Genomic DNA, 18,456 nt, shown 5'->3' on the forward strand with positions numbered 1-18,456 from the left:
CGCGAAGAGGCCGGCACAGGCAAAACTGATTAGCCAGCAAGCTTTCCATAACAAATTCAAGAAAGGAGAAACACCATGGCCGAAGCAAAAGTACTCAGTGGCGCAGGCCTGCGCGGCCAGGTGGCCGGCCAGACCGCACTGTCGACCGTGGGCCAGGCCGGTGCCGGGCTGACCTACCGTGGTTACGACGTGCGTGACTTGGCCGCTGGTGCCGAGTTCGAAGAAGTCGCCTACCTGCTGCTGTACGGCGAGCTGCCAACCCAGGCCGAGCTGGCCGATTACAAGCGCAAGCTCAAGGGCCTGCGTGACCTGCCACAGGCACTGAAGGAAGTGCTTGAGCGCATCCCGCGCGACGCCCACCCGATGGACGTGATGCGCACCGGTTGCTCGGTACTGGGTACCCTGGAGCCAGAACTGACCTTCGAAGCCCAGCGCGACAAGACCGACCGCCTGCTGGCGCTGTTCCCGGCAGTGATGTGCTACTGGTACCGCTTCACGCACGATGGCCTGCGCATCGACTGCACCAGTGATGAAGACACGCTCGGTGGCCACTTCCTGCACCTGCTGCACGGCAAGAAGCCGAGCGAGCTGCACGTCAAGGTCATGAACGTGTCGCTGATCCTTTACGCCGAGCACGAGTTCAACGCCTCGACCTTCACTGCCCGTGTATGTGCCTCGACCCTGTCCGACCTGTACTCCTGCGTTACCGCCGCCATCGGCTCGCTGCGCGGCCCACTGCACGGTGGTGCCAATGAAGCGGCGATGGAACTGATCGAGCGCTTCCAGAGCCCGCAGGAAGCCACTGCCGAGCTGCTGCGCATGCTGGAGCGCAAGGACAAGATCATGGGCTTTGGCCATGCCATCTACAAAGAGTCCGACCCACGCAACGAGGTGATCAAGGGCTGGTCGAAGCAGTTGGCCGACGAAGTCGGTGACAAGGTGCTGTACCCGGTTTCCGAAGCCATCGACAAAACCATGTGGGAGCAGAAGCGCCTGTTCCCCAACGCCGACTTCTACCATGCCTCGGCGTACCACTTCATGGGCATCCCGACCAAGCTGTTCACCCCGATCTTCGTCTGCTCGCGCCTGACCGGCTGGGCCGCGCACGTGTTCGAACAGCGCGCCAACAACCGCATCATCCGCCCGAGCGCCGAGTATGTCGGCGTCGAGCAGCGCCAGTTCGTGCCGATCGAGCAGCGCTGAGGCATAGATCGCCGGGGCTGCTGCGCAGCCCTATCGCGACACCAGGCCGCTCCCACAGGGATTGCGCCGTACTTGTGGGAGCGGCCTTGTGTCGCGAAAGGGGGGCGCAGCGCCCCCAATGGCCAGACCTGCATACCGATTACCGTGACCGAGCCTGATAACGATATGAACACTGCATACCGCAAGCACCTGCCAGGCACCGACCTGGACTACTTCGATGCCCGCGCGGCGGTCGAGGCGATCAAGCCCGGCGCCTACGATGGCCTGCCTTACACCTCCCGCGTGCTCGCCGAAAACCTCGTGCGCCGCTGCGACCCGGCCACCCTCGACGCCTCGCTGGGCCAGTTGATCGAGCGCCAGCGCGACCTCGACTTCCCATGGTTCCCGGCCCGCGTGGTGTGCCACGACATCCTCGGCCAGACCGCCCTGGTCGACCTCGCCGGCCTGCGTGACGCCATCGCCGACAAAGGCGGTGACCCGGCCCAGGTCAACCCGGTGGTGCCGGTGCAGCTGATCGTCGACCACTCGCTGGCCGTCGAGTGCGGTGGTTTCGACCCGCAAGCGTTCGAAAAGAACCGCGCCATCGAAGACCGTCGCAACGAAGACCGTTTCCACTTCATCAACTGGACCAAGAAGGCGTTCAAGAACGTCGACGTGATCCAGCCGGGCAACGGCATCATGCACCAGATCAACCTGGAGAAGATGTCGCCGGTGATTCACAACGACCGCGGCGTGGCCTACCCAGACACCTGCGTCGGCACCGACAGCCACACCCCGCATGTCGACGCCCTGGGCGTGATCGCCATCGGCGTCGGCGGCCTGGAAGCGGAAAACGTGATGCTCGGCCGTGCCTCGTGGATGCGCCTGCCGGAAATCGTCGGCGTCGAGCTGACCGGCAAACTGGCACCGAACATCACTGCCACTGACCTGGTGCTGGCCCTGACCGAGTTCCTGCGCAAGCAGAAAGTCGTTGGCGCCTACCTGGAGTTCCATGGCGAGGGTGCCCGCGCCCTGACCTTGGGCGACCGCGCCACCATCTCCAACATGGCCCCGGAATACGGTGCCACTGCGGCGATGTTCGCCATCGACCAGCAGACCATCGACTACCTGCGCCTGACCGGCCGCGAAGAGCAGCAGGTCAAGCTGGTGGAAACCTATGCCAAGGCCACCGGCCTGTGGGCCGACAGCCTGGGCGCAGCCGTCTATGAGCGCACCCTGAGCTTCGACCTGTCGAGCGTGGTGCGCAACATGGCCGGCCCGTCCAACCCGCACGCCCGCGTCGCCACCAGCGACCTGGCGGCCAAAGGCATTGCCGGCAGCTGGGACGACGTGCCGGGGCAGATGCCTGACGGTGCGGTGATCATCGCCGCCATCACCAGCTGCACCAACACCAGCAACCCGCGCAACGTAATTGCCGCAGGCCTGATAGCGCGCAATGCCAACAAGCTGGGCCTGGTGCGCAAACCGTGGGTCAAGTCGTCGCTGGCGCCGGGCTCCAAGGCTGTACAGCTGTACCTGGAAGAGGCCGGCCTGGAGAAGGAACTGGAGCAGCTCGGCTTTGGCATCGTCGCCTTCGCCTGCACCACCTGCAATGGTATGTCTGGCGCGCTGGACCCGGTGATCCAGCAAGAAATCATTGACCGCGACCTGTACGCCACTGCCGTGCTCTCGGGCAACCGCAACTTTGACGGGCGCATCCACCCGTATGCCAAGCAGGCTTTCCTCGCCTCGCCGCCGCTGGTGGTGGCCTACGCCATCGCCGGTACCATTCGCTTCGACATCGAAAAAGATGTGCTGGGCGTGGTCGATGGCAAGGAAATCCGCCTCAAGGATATCTGGCCCAGCGATGAAGAGATCGATGCCGTGGTGCGCGCCGCGGTCAAGCCGGAGCAGTTCCGCAAGGTCTACATCCCGATGTTCGCCATCGAGGAAGACCGCGGGCCGAAGGTGGCGCCGCTGTACGACTGGCGCCCGATGAGCACCTACATCCGTCGCCCGCCGTACTGGGAAGGCGCCCTGGCTGGCGAGCGCACCCTGCGCGGCATGCGCCCGCTGGCGGTGCTGCCGGACAACATCACTACCGACCACCTGTCGCCGTCCAACGCCATCATGCTCGACAGCGCCGCTGGTGAGTACCTGGCGAAAATGGGCCTGCCGGAAGAGGACTTCAACTCCTACGCCACCCACCGTGGCGACCACCTGACTGCCCAGCGCGCCACCTTCGCCAACCCCAAGCTGTTCAACGAAATGGTGCGCAAGGAAGACGGCAGCGTGAAGCAGGGTTCGCTGGCGCGTATCGAGCCGGAAGGCAAGGTCACCCGCATGTGGGAGGCGATCGAGACCTACATGCAGCGCAAGCAGCCGCTGATCATCGTTGCCGGTGCCGACTATGGCCAGGGCTCGTCGCGTGACTGGGCGGCCAAAGGTGTACGCCTGGCGGGTGTCGAGGCGATCGTGGCCGAAGGCTTCGAGCGCATTCACCGCACCAACCTGGTGGGCATGGGCGTACTGCCACTGGAGTTCAAGCCGGGTACCGACCGCAAGACCCTGGGCCTGGATGGCAGCGAGACCTATGACGTGCTGGGCGCACGTACGCCACGGGCAACCCTGACCCTGGTGGTGACCCGCGCCAACGGCGAGCGCCTGGAAGTGCCGGTGACCTGCCGCCTGGACACCGCCGAGGAAGTGTCGATCTACGAGGCGGGCGGGGTGCTGCAGCGCTTTGCCCAGGACTTCCTCGAAGCGACCGCCTAACCATAAGAGCGGGGCCGCTTTGCGGCCCATCGCGACACAAGGCCGCTCCCACAAAGGGCGGCGCAGTACCTGTGGGAGCGGCCTTGCGTCGCGAAAGGGCTGCAAAGTAGCCCCAGGGTATTTCACCGGACTATCAGGATGCCCAAGACAATGGCACATGTACCCCAGATCAAAATCCCCGCCACCTACATCCGTGGCGGCACCAGCAAAGGCGTGTTCTTCCGCCTGCAAGACCTGCCCGAACAGGCGCAAATCCCAGGCCCCGCTCGCGATGCACTGCTGCTGCGGGTGATCGGCAGCCCCGACCCTTACGGCAAGCAGATCGACGGCATGGGCGGTGCCACTTCAAGCACCAGCAAGACCGTGATCCTGTCGCAAAGCATCAAGCCCGAACACGACGTCGACTACCTGTTCGGCCAGGTCAGCATCGACAACGCCTTCGTCGACTGGAGCGGCAACTGCGGCAACCTCTCCGCCGCCGTCGGCTCGTTCGCCATCAGCAGCGGCCTGGTCGACCCGGCGCGTATCCCGCGTAACGGCATCGCCACGGTGCGCATCTGGCAGGCCAACATCGGCAAGACCATCATCGCCCATGTGCCAATCACTGAAGGTGAAGTGCAGGAGACCGGCGACTTCGAGCTGGACGGGGTAACCTTCCCGGCTGCCGAGGTGCAACTGGAGTTTCTCGACCCGGCGGCCGACGAAGACGGCGACGGTGGTGCCATGTTCCCTACCGGTAACCTGGTCGATGACCTGGAGGTGCCGGGTGTCGGCACCTTCAAGGCGACCCTGATCAATGCCGGTATCCCGACCATCTTCGTCAATGCGGCGGATATCGGTTACACCGGCGCCGAACTGCAGGATGCCATCAACGGCGACCCGCAGGCGCTGCTGCGCTTCGAGACCATTCGCGCCTATGGCGCCGTGCGCATGGGGCTGATCGACAACGTCGACCAGGCTGCCGGGCGTCAGCACACGCCGAAAGTGGCTTTCGTCGCGCCGCCGAGCACCTACACTGCGTCCAGTGGCAAGGCGGTGCAGGCGGGTGATGTTGACCTGCTGGTACGGGCCTTGTCGATGGGCAAGCTGCACCATGCAATGATGGGGACGGCAGCGGTGGCCATTGGCACCGCAGCGGCCATTCCGGGCACGCTGGTCAACCTCGCCGCTGGCGGGGGCGAGCGCAGCGCCGTGCGTTTCGGCCACCCCTCGGGCACCCTGCGGGTGGGGGCTGAGGCGCGCCAGGTGAATGGCCAGTGGACAGTGACCAAGGCAATCATGAGCCGCAGTGCTCGCGTGCTGATGGAGGGCTGGGTTCGCGTGCCTGGCGATAGCTTCTAACGCACCATTGGCGCTCGGCTTTAGTTCGTTGGGGCTGCACAGCAGCCCCGGCAATTCTGAAGGGAGCTGGATATGAGCGCCAACGTGGACCTCAACGACCGCCCGGACTATGACCGGGTACTGCAAACCCTGGCTGACTACGCCCTCGGCTACCGGGTCGAATCCCCCGAGGCGCTGGACACCGCGCGCAATTGCCTGATGGACACCCTCGGCTGCGGCCTGCTGGCCCTGCGCTTCCCCGAATGCACCAAACTGCTTGGCCCCCTGGTGGAAGGCACCGTGGTGCCCAATGGCGCCCGCGTCCCCGGTACCGCCTACCGCCTCGACCCGGTCAAGGCCGCCTGGGATATCGGTTGCACGGTGCGCTGGCTGGACTACAACGACACTTGGCTGGCCGCCGAATGGGCTCACCCCTCGGACAATCTCGGCGGCATTCTGGCCGTTGCCGATCACCTGTCGCAGAAGCGCGTGGCTGATGGTGAAGCGCCGCTGCTGATGCGTGATGTGCTCGAAGCCATGGTCATGGCTCACGAAATCCAGGGCGTGCTGGCACTGGAAAACTCTTTCAACCGCGTTGGCCTTGATCACGTGATTCTGGTCAAGGTGGCCTCCACTGCAGTGTGCGCAAGGCTGATGGGGGCCAACCGCGAGCAGATGTTGTCAGCGTTGTCGCACGCCTTCGTCGATGGCCAGGCACTGCGCACCTATCGCCACGCGCCCAATGCCGGCTCGCGCAAGTCCTGGGCTGCCGGTGATGCGTCCAGCCGTGGCGTGCGCCTGGCTGATATCGCCCTGCGCGGCGAGATGGGCGTGCCAGGTGTGCTCACTGCGCCACAGTGGGGCTTCTACGATGTGTCGTTCAGCCACACCAACAAGGACCTGGCACTCAAGCCGGCCGGGCAGTATGAACTGCGCCTGCCGCAGCCCTTGGCCAGCTATGTGATGGAGAATGTGCTGTTCAAGGTCAGCTTCGCCGCCGAGTTCCATGCCCAGACCGCCTGTGAGGCGGCGGTTACCCTGCATCCGCTGGTGCGTAACCGCCTGCATGAAGTCGACCGCATTGTCATCACCACCCAGGAGTCGGCGATTCGCATCATTTCCAAGCGCGGCCCGCTGGCCAATGCCGCCGACCGCGACCACTGTCTGCAGTACATGGTGGCGGTGCCGCTGATTTTCGGGCACTTGGTGGCCGAGCATTATGAAGACGCTTTTCATGCCAACCACCCGAGCATCGACCGCTTGCGCGAGAAGATGGAGGTGGTGGAAGACCCGCGCTTCAGCCGTGAGTACCTGGAAGCGGACAAGCGCTCGATCGCCAACGCGCTGCAGGTGTTCTTCAAGGATGGCAGCAGTACCGAGCAGGTGGTGGTGGAGTACCCGATCGGGCATCGGCGGCGGCGTGGGGAGGGCATACCGTTGCTGGAGGCCAAGTTCAGGGCCAACCTGGCGACGCGCTTTGCGCGGCAGCGGTGTGCCGCAATTGTGGATGTGTGCAAGGACCAGCAGAAGCTGGAGGGGATGGCGGTGCACAGGTTTGTCGATTTGTTTGTGACTTGAGGTTGCCTGTGCCGGCGGTAGGGCCGGTGCAGGAATAAAAAAGCCCCGGCATTTCTGCCGGGGCTTTCTTTTACATTTTACAACTCAGCTTACGCCTGAACCACCGGGATCTTGGCGTTGGCTGCCGCTTCGCGGAACTCGGCGATCTGGTCGAAGCTCAGGTAGCGGTAAACGTCGGCAGCCATGCTGTCGATGTCTTTCGCGTACTGCATGTACTCTTCGACAGTCGGCAGCTTGCCGATGATCGAAGCGACAGCGGCCAGCTCGGCCGATGCCAGGTACACGTTGGTAGCGTCGCCCAGACGGTTCGGGAAGTTACGGGTCGAGGTGGAGACCACGGTCGAACCGGTCTGCACGCGTGCCTGGTTACCCATGCACAGCGAGCAGCCTGGCATTTCCATGCGCGCGCCGGCCTTGCCGTAGATGCCGTAGTAGCCTTCTTCGGTCAGCTGGTGAGCGTCCATCTTGGTTGGCGGGGCCAGCCACAGACGGGTCGGGATGCCGCCCTTGACCTTGTCCAGCAGCTTGCCGGCAGCGCGGAAGTGACCGATGTTGGTCATGCACGAACCGATGAACACTTCATCGATCTTCTCGCCCTGTACCGAAGACAGCAGGCGGGCATCGTCTGGGTCGTTCGGTGCGCAGAGCACCGGCTCTTTGACGTCGGCCAGGTCGATTTCGATGATTTCGGCGTATTCGGCATCGGCGTCGGCCGACAGCAGTTCAGGCTTGGCCAGCCAGGCTTCCATGGCCTGGGCGCGGCGCTCCAGGGTGCGGGCATCGCCGTAGCCTTCGCCGATCATCCAGCGCAGCAGGGTGATGTTGGACTGCAGGTACTCGGCGATGGCCTTCTCTGGCAGCTTGATGGTGCAACCGGCAGCGGAGCGCTCGGCCGAGGCGTCGGACAGCTCGAAGGCTTGTTCGACGGTCAGGTCGTCCAGGCCTTCGATTTCCAGGATGCGGCCGGAGAAGGCGTTTTTCTTGCCTTTCTTCTCGACGGTCAGCAGGCCCTTCTGGATGGCGTAGTAAGGGATGGCATGAACCAGGTCACGCAGGGTGATGCCTGGCTGCAGTTTGCCCTTGAAGCGCACCAGGATCGATTCTGGCATGTCCAGCGGCATGACGCCGGTGGCGGCGGCGAAGGCCACCAGGCCGGAACCGGCCGGGAACGAGATGCCGATCGGGAAGCGGGTGTGCGAGTCGCCACCGGTACCCACGGTGTCAGGCATCAGCATGCGGTTCAGCCAGCTGTGGATGATGCCGTCGCCTGGGCGCAGCGACACGCCGCCACGGGTGCGGATGAAGTCTGGCAGGGTGTGGTGGGTGTTGACGTCGATCGGCTTCGGATAGGCCGCGGTGTGGCAGAACGACTGCATTACCAGGTCAGCGGAGAAGCCCAGGCACGCCAGGTCTTTCAGCTCGTCGCGGGTCATCGGGCCAGTGGTGTCCTGGGAACCGACGGTGGTCATCTTCGGCTCGCAGTAGGCACCTGGACGTACGCCCTGGCCTTCTGCCAGGCCGCAAGCACGGCCGACCATCTTCTGCGCCAGGGTGAAGCCCTTGCCGGTGTCGGCAGGCTGCTCTGGCTTCTTGAACAGGTCGGAAGCACCCAGGCCCAGTTCGGCACGGGCTTTTTCGGTCAGGCCACGGCCGACGATCAGCGGGATACGGCCGCCAGCGCGGACTTCGTCCAGCAGAACTTCGGTTTTCAGTTCGAAGTTGGTGACCAGCTCGTCGCTGCCGTGACGGCGTACTTCACCTTTGAACGGGTAAACGTCGATGACGTCGCCCATGCCCAGGTTGGTGCAGTCGAATTCGATCGGCAGGGCGCCGGCGTCTTCCATGGTGTTGTAGAAGATCGGGGCGATCTTGGTGCCGAAGCAGAAACCACCGGCGCGCTTGTTCGGCACGTACGGGATGTCGTCGCCGAAGAACCACAGCACCGAGTTGGTGGCGGATTTACGCGACGAACCGGTACCGACCACGTCACCCACGTAGGCAACCGGGAAGCCTTTGGCCTTGACGGCTTCGATCTGGGCCAGCGGGCCGACCGAACCTGGCTGCGACGGCTCGATGCCGTCACGGGCCATTTTCAGCATGGCCAGGGCGTGCAGCGGGATGTCAGGGCGCGACCAGGCGTCCGGGGCAGGGGACAGGTCGTCGGTGTTGGTTTCGCCAGGCACCTTGAACACGGTCAGGGTGTACTTGTCGGCGATGGCCGGACGCGAGGTGAACCACTCGCCGGCAGCCCAGGATTCCAGCACGGCCTTGGCGTGAACGTTGCCGGCCTTGGCTTTTTCGGCCACGTCGTGGAAGGCATCGAACATCAGCAGGGTGTGCTTGAGCTGTTCGGCCGCGACGGCGCCCAGTTCGGCGTCATCCAGCAGCGTAACCAGCGTTTCGATGTTGTAGCCGCCCTGCATGGTGCCCAGCAGCTCGGCAGCGTGCTTGCGGTCGATCAGTGGCGACTTGGCTTCGCCCTTGGCGATGGCGGAGAGGAAAGCAGCCTTGACGTAGGCAGCTTCGTCGACCCCTGGCGGTACGCGGTTGGTGATCAGGTCTACGAGGAAGGCTTCTTCGCCGGCCGGCGGGTTTTTCAGCAGCTCGACCAGGCCTGCAGTTTGTTCGGCGTTCAGCGGCTGGGGCACGATACCCAGGGCGGCACGCTCTTCGATGTGTTTGCGGTAGGCTTCAAGCACAGTTATTTCCCTCATCAGTGGTCCCTAAAGGGGGTCCGGGACGCTCATCCAGCATTCAATGCACCCATGCGCTGCCACGGCTTTGTGGGCCGCCCAGCCAGAGTCGCAAAGAATCCTTACAGAAGCTGCTTTCAAAGTTTTACGCCTGCAGAACGGGGAGCTGATGAGGGCTGGCGCGGGCATGCGAGGGATGCATGGCCCGGGCCAACGCCGTTCTACCGGATTAACTGTGCTCGTGACGCTTTGAAAACAGCTTCCAACGGACATTGTTGCCTTTGAAAAGGCCGGATGATTCTACGGCAAAAAAAGCCCGAAGGTAAGGCGCAGAAGATGACTTTAACGAGTGACCCTGGTTAGACAAAGGGCTAACATGGGCCGGTGTTCCACCGCCAAGCCGTTGTTTTTCATGTCCAACAAGTCCATCAAGACCCCTTGCGTCGGCCTGTGCTCCACGGTGTACGGAGACACAGTGTGCCGAGGCTGCAAGCGTTTTCACCACGAAGTGATCAACTGGAACGGCTACGACGACGCGCAGAAGCGCGCCGTGTGGTTGCGCCTTGAGCAATTGCTGGTGCAGGTGATGATGGCCAAACTGGAAGTGTTCGACAAAGGCCTGCTGCGCCAGCAGCTGGAGCAACGCTCGATTCGCTTTGTCGAGCAGCAGTCGGAATATTGCTGGGCCTACCAGCTGATTGCCCGCGGGGCGCGGATGATCCGTGACCTGGAGGCCTACGGTATGGTGCTGCTGCCGGAGTTCCGCGATTGGGAACTGCCGCAATTGCGCGATGCCATCGACCGCGAATTCTTCCTGCTGTCCGAGGCACACTACCAGCGCTACATCGCCCCGGCATTTATCAGCCAGGCACTGCTGTAACGGCTTCCTTCTGCCTTGGATCGGCTGCGAACCGATAGCGTTCGGCTCACTTCTTCCGCACAAGTGAGCCGTCATGAGCGACTACATTCATTACCCAGAATTTTCCTTCCTGGCACGTTGCTGGTGGCAGCTGTCCGACCATCTGCTCAACCCGGCACAATGGGATGAGTCGCGCGACAAGCTGGCCCCTCTGTGGCTGCACACCGGCGGCGCCTCGATTCATAACGAGCACTGGTACAACTATCTACGTGCCGAGCCCGCGGGCTTGGGGCCTTTACAGTTGACCGCCGAGGACCAAACAGCACCGGGGCATGTATATGGCGAGCTGTTCTGGTTTGGTGCCTATGTAAGCGGTTCTGACCGGCACGCCTCGACGCTGGGTTACGAAATCAGGCCATATGACCGCGCCTGGAAGCCGCTCAACCGCATTGTGCGTAGCAACCCTAGCCCGTTGTCGGGCTATGCAGGCATAAAGGACCAGACTGAAGCCGCAGCGGGCAGCGCCCGGTTAAGCTCGCCGACGCACCTGTGGACACTCGCCGGTATAGGCAACAAGGCTCTGCAGCGCGGCGCGCGTATTTGCAATGTGCTGCTGCTCAATGCCGAGGGCCAGCGGGCCAGGCGCATGCAGAACCGCGATGCCTGGCTGATCAATACCCTAAGCGGCCAGCCTGGTCTGATGGCACTGGAAATCCTTGATTTCGCCCATGAGGCTCGGGAGGTCGCCTGGGGTGGAGGCTTGCGGCGAATCGCAAGCAGGTATGAGTTCAAGCCTGAATACAGTTTTATCGCACGCGCCTGGTGGCGCCCTGACGCATCGGCTGCCGCTGCGGATGCATCCAGAGACGAGCAGGCCGGCCTGGTAGTGGCGCGGTTCAGTCAAGGCGAGGAGTGGAACCCCAGGGCGGCGCTGGAGGTCGAGCGTGGTGAAACACTGCAGGAGCACTGGCGCAGCGATGAGTGCCGCCCGGCCTGCGAGCGCTTCTGGTTTGCCGTGTATGAGGAAAACGGTGCTTATGCTTATGAAATCTGGCCGCTCGATGCGCGCGGTCGACGGCTGAATTTTACCTTGAAGCACGAGCGGGGCTGGAGCCTGAGCCTGGCTCAGCGATGGGCAAAGGACCGTGCTGAACCTGCATTCCTCTGGCGCCTGGACGGGGTAAACCCGTCATCGCTGCAGCAGGGGGCGCACCTTGATGGGGTGAAGTTGAAGCACATCACTGGCCCTGACCTGAAGATGGTCTACCCACAGGGCCAGCGCAATCTCGACACGGTGTGGCTGGGCGGGGAAGGCAGCCTTGAACTGGAAGTACTGGAGGTGTCAGCCAGGTGCTAGCACATGAAAAGGGCGCCTGCGCGGCGCCCTTGGCCCACAATCAGTCGCCAGTGTACTCACAGCCACTGGTGCAGGTTTCGTGGATACGTACCTTGGACAGTTCCGGCATCAGTGGCTTGACTTGGTCCCAGATCCACTTGGCGATCACTTCGCTGGTGGGGTTCTCCAGGCCGGGGATGTCGTTCAGGTAGTTGTGGTCCAGTTGCTCGTAGATCGGCTTGAAGATCGCCTTGACCTCGGCGAAGTCGCGGATCCAGCCAGTGTGGGGATCGAGCGGGCCGGTCAGGTGCAGGCCGACCTTGAACGAGTGGCCGTGCAGGCGGCCGCATTTGTGCCCTTCAGGAACGTGGGGCAGGCGGTGGGCCGATTCGAATGTGAACTCTTTGAAAATTTCCACGCTGTCAGAACTCTGTGTGAATCAACAATGCGCGCAGTCTACCAGCATGGCCGCTACAAGGCTTGCAGGCGTTCATGCAGCCGCCCGGTGGCGATCAGCTCCAGCAGCTCGTCGCCTAGCCGCTGGCTTTCGGCAATGGCCTTGTACCAATAGCGCTTGCGCCCTGGCGCGTCGCCCATGAAGCGCTTGAAGTCGTTGCGGTCGGGCAGCTTGCCGTAGGGCAGGGCGGCCAGGTACTGCGGCGAGGGTGTCATCAGCAATACGTTCTGCAGGCGGGTGGCATCGCCCTTGCGCCAGGGCAGGGCCTTGTCGAACCAACCGGGTACCACCTTGTCGGTGAAGTGTGGGTACAGCACCAGGTCGTCGCCGCGGTAGGGCAGGTCGAGGTGATAGTCGAGCAGGCCGCCGTCGCGGTAGGTACCGGTACCGGCGCCAGGAATGTCTTTGACGCCCTCCATGACCATGGGGATCGAGCCTGACGCGAGCAGGGCGTGGCGCAGGTTGGCCAGCTCCAGGGGCAGGCAGCGCGAAGGGAAATCGGTAAGGGCGTCGAGCGGCGGCGCACTGCGCTCGTCGTGCAGGATGATGCGCTCGAAATGACGGGCCAGGCGCGAGCGGCCGAGCAGGTTGCTGGCCACTACGGAGCCCAGGCCAAGGCCCAGGCGGCCTCGATGGTCGTGGGCGAGCTGGCCGTGGCTTTTTACCACCAGAATGTTCAGGCGATAGTGCGGGTTGGCCAGCAGTTCACCATCGCGGCCTTGTAGCAGGTCATTGAGCATTTTTTGGCAACTCCGGCTGATTTCGGCCGGCGTGACGCCCTTGGCAAAGTCCTGCTCGGTATACAACTCGCCGAGGCGGCGAATGCCGGCGACCGGGTTGTCGAGGCAGGCACTGGCGAAGCGCCAGGCGCCGATCGAGGCACCGATCAATGCACGTTGGCGCGGCGCCGTCGGCAGCCATTCACCAAACAAGGCCAGGTCCAGGCCCTGGATGCCCAGCGGCTTCGGCCCGCCCGCCGCGCCCGGCAACACGCCCACATCGGCCGCCTGCAGGCCACGCTCGCGGATGTGCCGCAGGGCGCTCTGGCCGGCCTTGAAGGTGAGGGCGGGGTATTTGATGTGGATGGCGCTCATGACGGATCTCTTGGGCAACAATCGGGTCATTGTAAAGGGTTTGAGGGGCTCATCGCCGGCCAGCCACAAGTACTGCACAGCTACCGAGGCCTGTGGTGAACCTGTGGGAGCGGGCATGCCCGCGAAGCAGGCGACGCGGTGCCACATAGACCTGCGCTATCATGCGGCCAGCTGTTTTCAGGTTGAATTAAGGACCGCTGGTTAATCTTAACCCCGTAGACAACTTGCACAGTTCTCAGGAGAGAAGAACGATGAAAACCTTGACTGCCCTGTTCACCGCCGCCGCCCTTGCCCTCGGCGCCAATGCCGCCTTCGCCAAGGACGTGCAGCCCGATGAAGTGGTCAAACTGGTCAATGCCAAGACCATCAAGTCGCTGGACGAACTCAAGGCGGCCGCCGTGGCCAAGCACCCGGGCGCCACCGTCACCGACTCTGAGCTTGAAGACGAGTATGGCCGCTACATCTACAAGGTCGAGCTGCGCGATACGCAGAACGTCGAATGGGATGTGGCGCTGGACGCCAAGACCGGTGAAGTCGTGAAGGACGAGCGGGACAACTGATGATCCACTTACCGCGGCCAGCGCGTTACCTCGCGCTGGCGCTGCTGGCCGTGTGCTCCCTGGCCGCTGCCCGCGACCTCGATCAGGACGAGGCCCTGAAGCTTCGGCAGAAGGGCGTTATCCTGCCACTCGAACAATTGCTGGAAACCGCCCTGGGGCGTTACCCCGGGGCGCGTTTGCTGGAAGCCGAGCTGGAAGAGGACGACGATCGCTACCAGTATGAAGTCGAGCTGTTGACAGCTGAAGGTGTGGTGCGCGAGATCAAGCTCGACGCCAGCACCGGCGCACTGCTCAAAGACGAGGAAGACGACTGAATGCGCCTGTTGCTTGTCGAGGACAACGTACCGCTGGCCGATGAACTGGTCGCCGGCCTGCAACGCCAGGGCTATGCCGTGGACTGGCTGGCCGACGGCCGTGACGCGGTGTACCAGGGCCAGAGCGAACCTTACGACCTGATCATTCTCGACCTCGGCCTGCCGGGCTTGCCGGGCCTGGAGGTGTTGGCCCAGTGGCGTGCCGCCGGCCTGGTCACGCCGGTGCTGATCCTGACCGCCCGCGGCTCGTGGGCCGAGCGTATTGAAGGGCTGAAAGCCGGGGCCGATGACTACCTGAGCAAACCCTTTCACCCCGAAGAGCTGCAACTGCGCATCCAGGCCCTGTTGCGCCGTGCCCGTGGCCTTGCCAACCAGCCGACGCTGGAAGCCGCCGGCCTGCACCTGGACGAAAGCCGCCAGTGCGTAAGTCGCGACGGCGTGGATATCCAGCTGACCGCCGCCGAGTTCCGCCTGTTGCGCTACTTCATGCTGCACCCGCAGCAGATCCTGTCCAAGAGCCACTTGGCCGAACACCTCTACGATGGCGAAACCGAGCGTGACTCCAACGTGCTGGAAGTGCACGTCAACCACTTGCGGCGCAAGCTGGGCCGCAGTGTCATCGAGACCCGCCGCGGGCAAGGCTATATCTACGCCGGGAGTGCCGGGTGAAGTCGATCCAGGCGCGCCTGAGCCTGGGCCTGGTGGCGGTGCTGGTGGTGGTTGGCGTGGTATTGGCGCAGCTGACCTTGTGGCTGTTCGAGGCAGGCCTGCAGCGCTACCTGGAAAACGGCCTGCGCAAGGAAAGCGAAAACCTGCTGATGGCCCTGGTGCGCGGGCCGTCCGGTTTGCAACTGGATGAGCGGCGGATCTCGGCTGCCTATCAGCGGCCGTTTTCCGGTTATTACTTCCGCATCGATTTTGAAAGCGGCGCCCTTCAGCAGAACACCTGGCGCTCACGCTCGCTGTGGGACCTGGACATGCCCAAGCCTGCCGCGCCGGGCCTTTCCGACAGTCATGAACTCGGCCCGGAAGGCCAGCAGTTACTGGCCTTGCGTGCCGACTACCGGCGCCTGGGCCAGGATATCTCGATCAGCGTGGCGCAAGACTATTCGCCGGTGCGTGAAGGCTTCCGGCGCATGCAGCAGATCGGCCTGGGCATGGGCCTGGTGGCGCTGATCCTGGTGCTGGTGTTGCAACGCATCACCGTGACCCGTTCACTGCGGCCCTTGGAGCGGGCACGCCAGCAGATCGCCCAGTTGCAGCAGGGCCAGCGCTCGCAGCTGGATGCCGAGGTGCCCAGTGAGTTGGCGCCGCTGGTGGGGCAGATCAACCACCTGCTCAGCCATACCGAAGACAGCCTGCGCCGCTCGCGCAATGCGCTGGGCAATCTGGGGCATGCGTTGAAGACACCGTTGGCCGTGCTGCTTGGCCTGGCTTCCAGCGAACGCCTGAAGGACTTGCCCGAAGTCCGCACGCAAATGCGTGAGCAGTTGGAGCAGATCCAGCAACGCCTGGCGCGTGAGCTGAACCGCGCACGCCTGGCGGGGGATGCGCTGCCGGGGGCGCAGTTCGACTGTGATGCCGAGTTGCCGGGGCTGCTGGGGACCTTGAGCATGATCCATGGCGAAGGCCTGTTGTTGGCCAGTGATGTGCCGCCCGGGTTGTTGTTGCCATGGGACCGCGAGGACGTCCTGGAACTGCTGGGCAACCTGCTGGATAACGCCTGCAAATGGGCCGACAGCGAGGTGCGGCTGGGCATTGCGCCAGATGCCGAGGGTTACCGGCTGTGGGTTGATGACGATGGGCCGGGTATTCCCGAGGGGCAACGGCAACAGGTGCTGGAGCGGGGCTCGCGGCTGGATGAGCAGGTTGACGGGCATGGGCTTGGGCTGGGGATTGTGCGCGATATCGTCGAGGCTTGGGGTGGGCAGTTGGCGCTGTCGGAAAGCCCCCTGGGCGGGTTGCAGGTGAGTATCGACCTGCCGCGCAAGGCGCGGTAGAGCCGGGGCCGCACAGCGGCCCCAATGGCAACTCACAGGTCCCGGGCCATATCACCACTGCAAAAAAATTGCAGTACAGCCGCATTTTTTTGAATTAGCCCAATCCCACCTCACCCGGCAAAATCCCCTTCACGAAACCCTGCGGTTTCCATCTCTCCATGGACGGAGCCCCTTGTGATATTGCGTTCGCAATACGAGGCCCAGGCCTGCTCGGCTGGGCTTTCTTTTTAACCAGAAAAACTACAGATTCCGATAACCTACATGTCTGCCTCGCGTTCCGAAAGTCGTCTGCAGCGGCTGTTGCCGGCGCCCCTGAATATCCCCCCCAAAGAATGGCTGCGTGCCGGTATTGGTGCGTTGCTTGGCCTGTTTCTCGCCGGCTGGCTGACCAGCCTGGCTTATGGCCCGGGCATTGCCCTGCACCTGTTGGGTCCGCTGGCGGCCTCGGCGGTATTGGTATTTGCCGTGCATTCCGGCCCTTTGGCCCAGCCTTGGCCGGTGCTGGGCAGCTACGCCCTGGCTGGCGCGGTCGGCCTGGCCATGCGCCAGGGCTTCGGCCCTGAACTGTGGGTGGCTGCCGCCGCGCTGGGTATCTCGATCCTGGTGATGTGCCTGCTGCGTTGCCTGCACCCGCCGGGTGGCGGGGTGGCGGTGAGCGCGGTGCTGGCCGACTCGGGGCTGACCGCCATGGGCGACCACCTGCTGGAGCCGGTGCTGCTCAATGCGCTGATCCTGGTGACGGTGGCAATCCTCTACAACCGCCTGACCGGCGTGCGCTACCCGAAAGGCGCGCTGCCGCGCAAAGACCTGCACCACACCCATGACCCGCTGCCCAGCGAGCGGGTGGGTATCCGCAGTGAAGACCTGGACCAGGCCCTGGAGGAACTGGGCGAGTTTGTCGACGTCACCCGTGACGAACTGGAGCGCATCATCCTGGCCACCGAGCAGCACGCCTTGCAGCGTAGCCTCGGCGGCATCACCGCGGCTTCGGTGATGTCCCGCGATGTGCAGTTCGCCACGCCCGACACCACCCTGGAACAGGCCTGGAAGATGCTGGTCAGCCACCACCTGAAAACCCTGCCGGTGCTGCAGCAAGGCAAGCTGGTGGGCATTGTCAGCCTCAGCGACCTGGTTGGTCCGGCCATGCAGCGTGGCCGTTTCAGCTGGCGTGGGCTGTTTGGCCGCAAAGCGGTACGCATGGAGCAGGTGATGAGCCGCCGGGTGGTCAGCGTCAGCAGCCAGCACCCGCTGGAGCGCCTGCTGCCGCTGCTGTGCGAGCAGGGCCTGCACTGCCTGCCGGTGCTCGATGCCGACAAGTTGGTGGGGGTGATCACCCAGACCGACCTGATCGCCGGCCTCAAGCGCCAGCTGCTCAGCAATTCCGAGGCTTCAGATAACCGGGTCCCAGCGCTGTGACCAGTCGCTGGCGCCGGCGGCTACCAGCCGGCGCAGGATGGCGAAGGCCTGTTGCAAGGCTTCGCTGTCGCGTTTGCGCGGGTACACCAGGAAGGTTGGGTAGGTAAACTCCGGCGCCTGTGGTACCCGCTCAAACACCCCGCTGTCCAGGTAGGCCTGCACCACTCGCGTGCGGAAGTAGCCACTGCCACCCTGGTCGAGAATGAACTGCAAGGCCAACGGGCCCAGGTTGAAGCTCAATGCAGGGCGTGCGTAGTCGGGCAGGGCGGCATCGTGCTGGCGGCGGAAAGCCTCGCCCCAGTCGATGTAGATGTACGGCTCGGGCCGGTCGGCACGGCGCACGCGGATCAGCTTTTCTTCCATCAACTGTTCCACCTGCAGGCCCGGGCCGTAGGTCGGCTGGTAGACCAGCGCGGCGTCCAGCAGGCCCATCTCGAGCTTGCGCAGCAGCGACTCGCCGTCGCTGACTTCGCTACGGATGGCATGGCTGGGTAACTCGCGGTGCAAGGCACTGACCCAGTCGAGCATCATCGGGTTGCCCAGGCTCACCTCACCGCCCACATGCAGCACCTGCTGGCAGCCTTCGGGTAGCGGCAGGTCGCGGCGCGCCGCTTCCCACGTCTGTACCAACTGGTTGGCATAACTGACAAACGCTTCGCCGTCGCTGGTCAGGCTGGCGCCGCTGCGGCTGCGCACGAACAACTGGCAACCCAGTTGCTGCTCCAGGCGCTGCACCCGGGCGGTGATCGCCGTCTGCGACACGAACAGGCGTTCGGCGGCGGCGACCAGGCTGCCGCAACGCACGATTTCCAGGAAGGTACGGGCCTGATCGATATCCATGAGCTGCTCGGTGGCTGAAGGGGTGGCCCATT

15 protein-coding genes are annotated in these 18,456 nt (G+C 63.8%); 11 read left to right on the plus strand and 4 right to left on the minus strand.

Annotated features, from left to right (window positions below; genetic code table 11):
• The first annotated feature begins 75 nt into the window (after positions 1–75).
• From prpC to prpD, 4 genes are all read left to right on the plus strand, one after another.
• Positions 76–1,203 (plus strand): 2-methylcitrate synthase, encoded by a 1,128-nt coding sequence (gene prpC, locus ABE456_RS04975; protein ID WP_346642964.1) that lies wholly within the window; start codon positions 76–78, stop codon positions 1,201–1,203.
• A gap of 165 nt (positions 1,204–1,368) precedes the next feature.
• Positions 1,369–3,957, plus strand: a complete 2,589-nt coding sequence (gene acnD / locus ABE456_RS04980; protein WP_346642965.1) for a Fe/S-dependent 2-methylisocitrate dehydratase AcnD — start codon at positions 1,369–1,371, stop codon at positions 3,955–3,957.
• Positions 3,958–4,107: 150 nt separating this feature from the next.
• Positions 4,108–5,298 (plus strand): 2-methylaconitate cis-trans isomerase PrpF, encoded by a 1,191-nt coding sequence (prpF, locus tag ABE456_RS04985; RefSeq protein ID WP_346642966.1) that lies wholly within the window; start codon positions 4,108–4,110, stop codon positions 5,296–5,298.
• Positions 5,299–5,370: 72 nt separating this feature from the next.
• Positions 5,371–6,855, plus strand: coding sequence for a 2-methylcitrate dehydratase (gene prpD / locus ABE456_RS04990; protein ID WP_346642967.1), 1,485 nt, complete (start codon positions 5,371–5,373; stop codon positions 6,853–6,855).
• Between the two features lie 89 nt (positions 6,856–6,944).
• Here prpD and acnB read toward each other — a convergent pair whose 3' ends face one another.
• Complete coding sequence (gene acnB / locus ABE456_RS04995) at positions 6,945–9,554, minus strand: bifunctional aconitate hydratase 2/2-methylisocitrate dehydratase (RefSeq protein ID WP_346643025.1); 2,610 nt, start codon at positions 9,552–9,554, stop codon at positions 6,945–6,947.
• A gap of 406 nt (positions 9,555–9,960) precedes the next feature.
• On the opposite strand from acnB, the gene ABE456_RS05000 reads away from it, so the two are divergent.
• On the plus strand, positions 9,961–10,428 hold the full coding sequence (locus ABE456_RS05000) for a DUF1289 domain-containing protein (protein ID WP_346642968.1): 468 nt from the start codon (positions 9,961–9,963) through the stop codon (positions 10,426–10,428).
• A 73-nt stretch (positions 10,429–10,501) separates the two neighbouring features.
• Positions 10,502–11,764 carry a hypothetical protein gene (locus ABE456_RS05005; protein WP_346642969.1) on the plus strand — a complete coding sequence of 421 codons (1,263 nt, stop codon included), beginning with the start codon at positions 10,502–10,504 and terminating at the stop codon, positions 11,762–11,764.
• 40 nt (positions 11,765–11,804) lie between these two features.
• Here the strand turns inward: ABE456_RS05005 and queD are convergent, their stop codons facing one another.
• Both queD and ABE456_RS05015 read right to left on the minus strand, forming a co-directional pair.
• A complete protein-coding gene (gene queD, locus ABE456_RS05010) occupies positions 11,805–12,161 on the minus strand; it encodes a 6-carboxytetrahydropterin synthase QueD (RefSeq protein WP_012271598.1) in 357 nt (118 codons plus the stop codon).
• Positions 12,162–12,214: 53 nt separating this feature from the next.
• Entirely contained in the window at positions 12,215–13,294 is a 1,080-nt protein-coding gene (locus tag ABE456_RS05015; protein ID WP_346642970.1) for a patatin-like phospholipase family protein, read from the minus strand.
• Between the two features lie 251 nt (positions 13,295–13,545).
• Here ABE456_RS05015 and ABE456_RS05020 point away from each other — a divergent pair, with 251 nt between their 5' ends.
• The 5 genes from ABE456_RS05020 to ABE456_RS05040 all read left to right on the plus strand — a co-directional run bounded on the left by ABE456_RS05020 (position 13,546) and on the right by ABE456_RS05040 (position 17,584).
• Entirely contained in the window at positions 13,546–13,854 is a 309-nt protein-coding gene (locus ABE456_RS05020; RefSeq protein WP_346642971.1) for a PepSY domain-containing protein, read from the plus strand.
• Positions 13,854–14,168 carry a PepSY domain-containing protein gene (locus tag ABE456_RS05025; RefSeq protein WP_346642972.1) on the plus strand — a complete coding sequence of 105 codons (315 nt, stop codon included), beginning with the start codon at positions 13,854–13,856 and terminating at the stop codon, positions 14,166–14,168. Before ABE456_RS05020 ends, ABE456_RS05025 begins: the two co-directional genes overlap by 1 nt.
• On the plus strand, positions 14,169–14,837 hold the full coding sequence (locus tag ABE456_RS05030) for a response regulator transcription factor (protein ID WP_346642973.1): 669 nt from the start codon (positions 14,169–14,171) through the stop codon (positions 14,835–14,837).
• Positions 14,834–16,168 carry a sensor histidine kinase gene (locus ABE456_RS05035; RefSeq protein ID WP_346642974.1) on the plus strand — a complete coding sequence of 445 codons (1,335 nt, stop codon included), beginning with the start codon at positions 14,834–14,836 and terminating at the stop codon, positions 16,166–16,168. The genes ABE456_RS05030 and ABE456_RS05035 overlap by 4 nt, the downstream gene beginning before the upstream one ends.
• A 261-nt stretch (positions 16,169–16,429) precedes the next feature.
• Entirely contained in the window at positions 16,430–17,584 is a 1,155-nt protein-coding gene (locus tag ABE456_RS05040; RefSeq protein ID WP_346642975.1) for an HPP family protein, read from the plus strand.
• On the opposite strand, the gene ABE456_RS05045 is transcribed toward ABE456_RS05040, so the two are convergent.
• Positions 17,558–18,424: a LysR family transcriptional regulator gene (locus tag ABE456_RS05045; RefSeq protein ID WP_346642976.1), complete on the minus strand. Its 867-nt coding sequence runs from the start codon at positions 18,422–18,424 to the stop codon at positions 17,558–17,560. The genes ABE456_RS05040 and ABE456_RS05045 overlap by 27 nt on opposite strands.
• Positions 18,425–18,456: the final 32 nt, after the last annotated feature.

The sequence above is a fragment of the Pseudomonas sp. TWI929 genome, from assembly GCF_039673335.1.
Lineage (GTDB): Bacteria > Pseudomonadota > Gammaproteobacteria > Pseudomonadales > Pseudomonadaceae > Aquipseudomonas.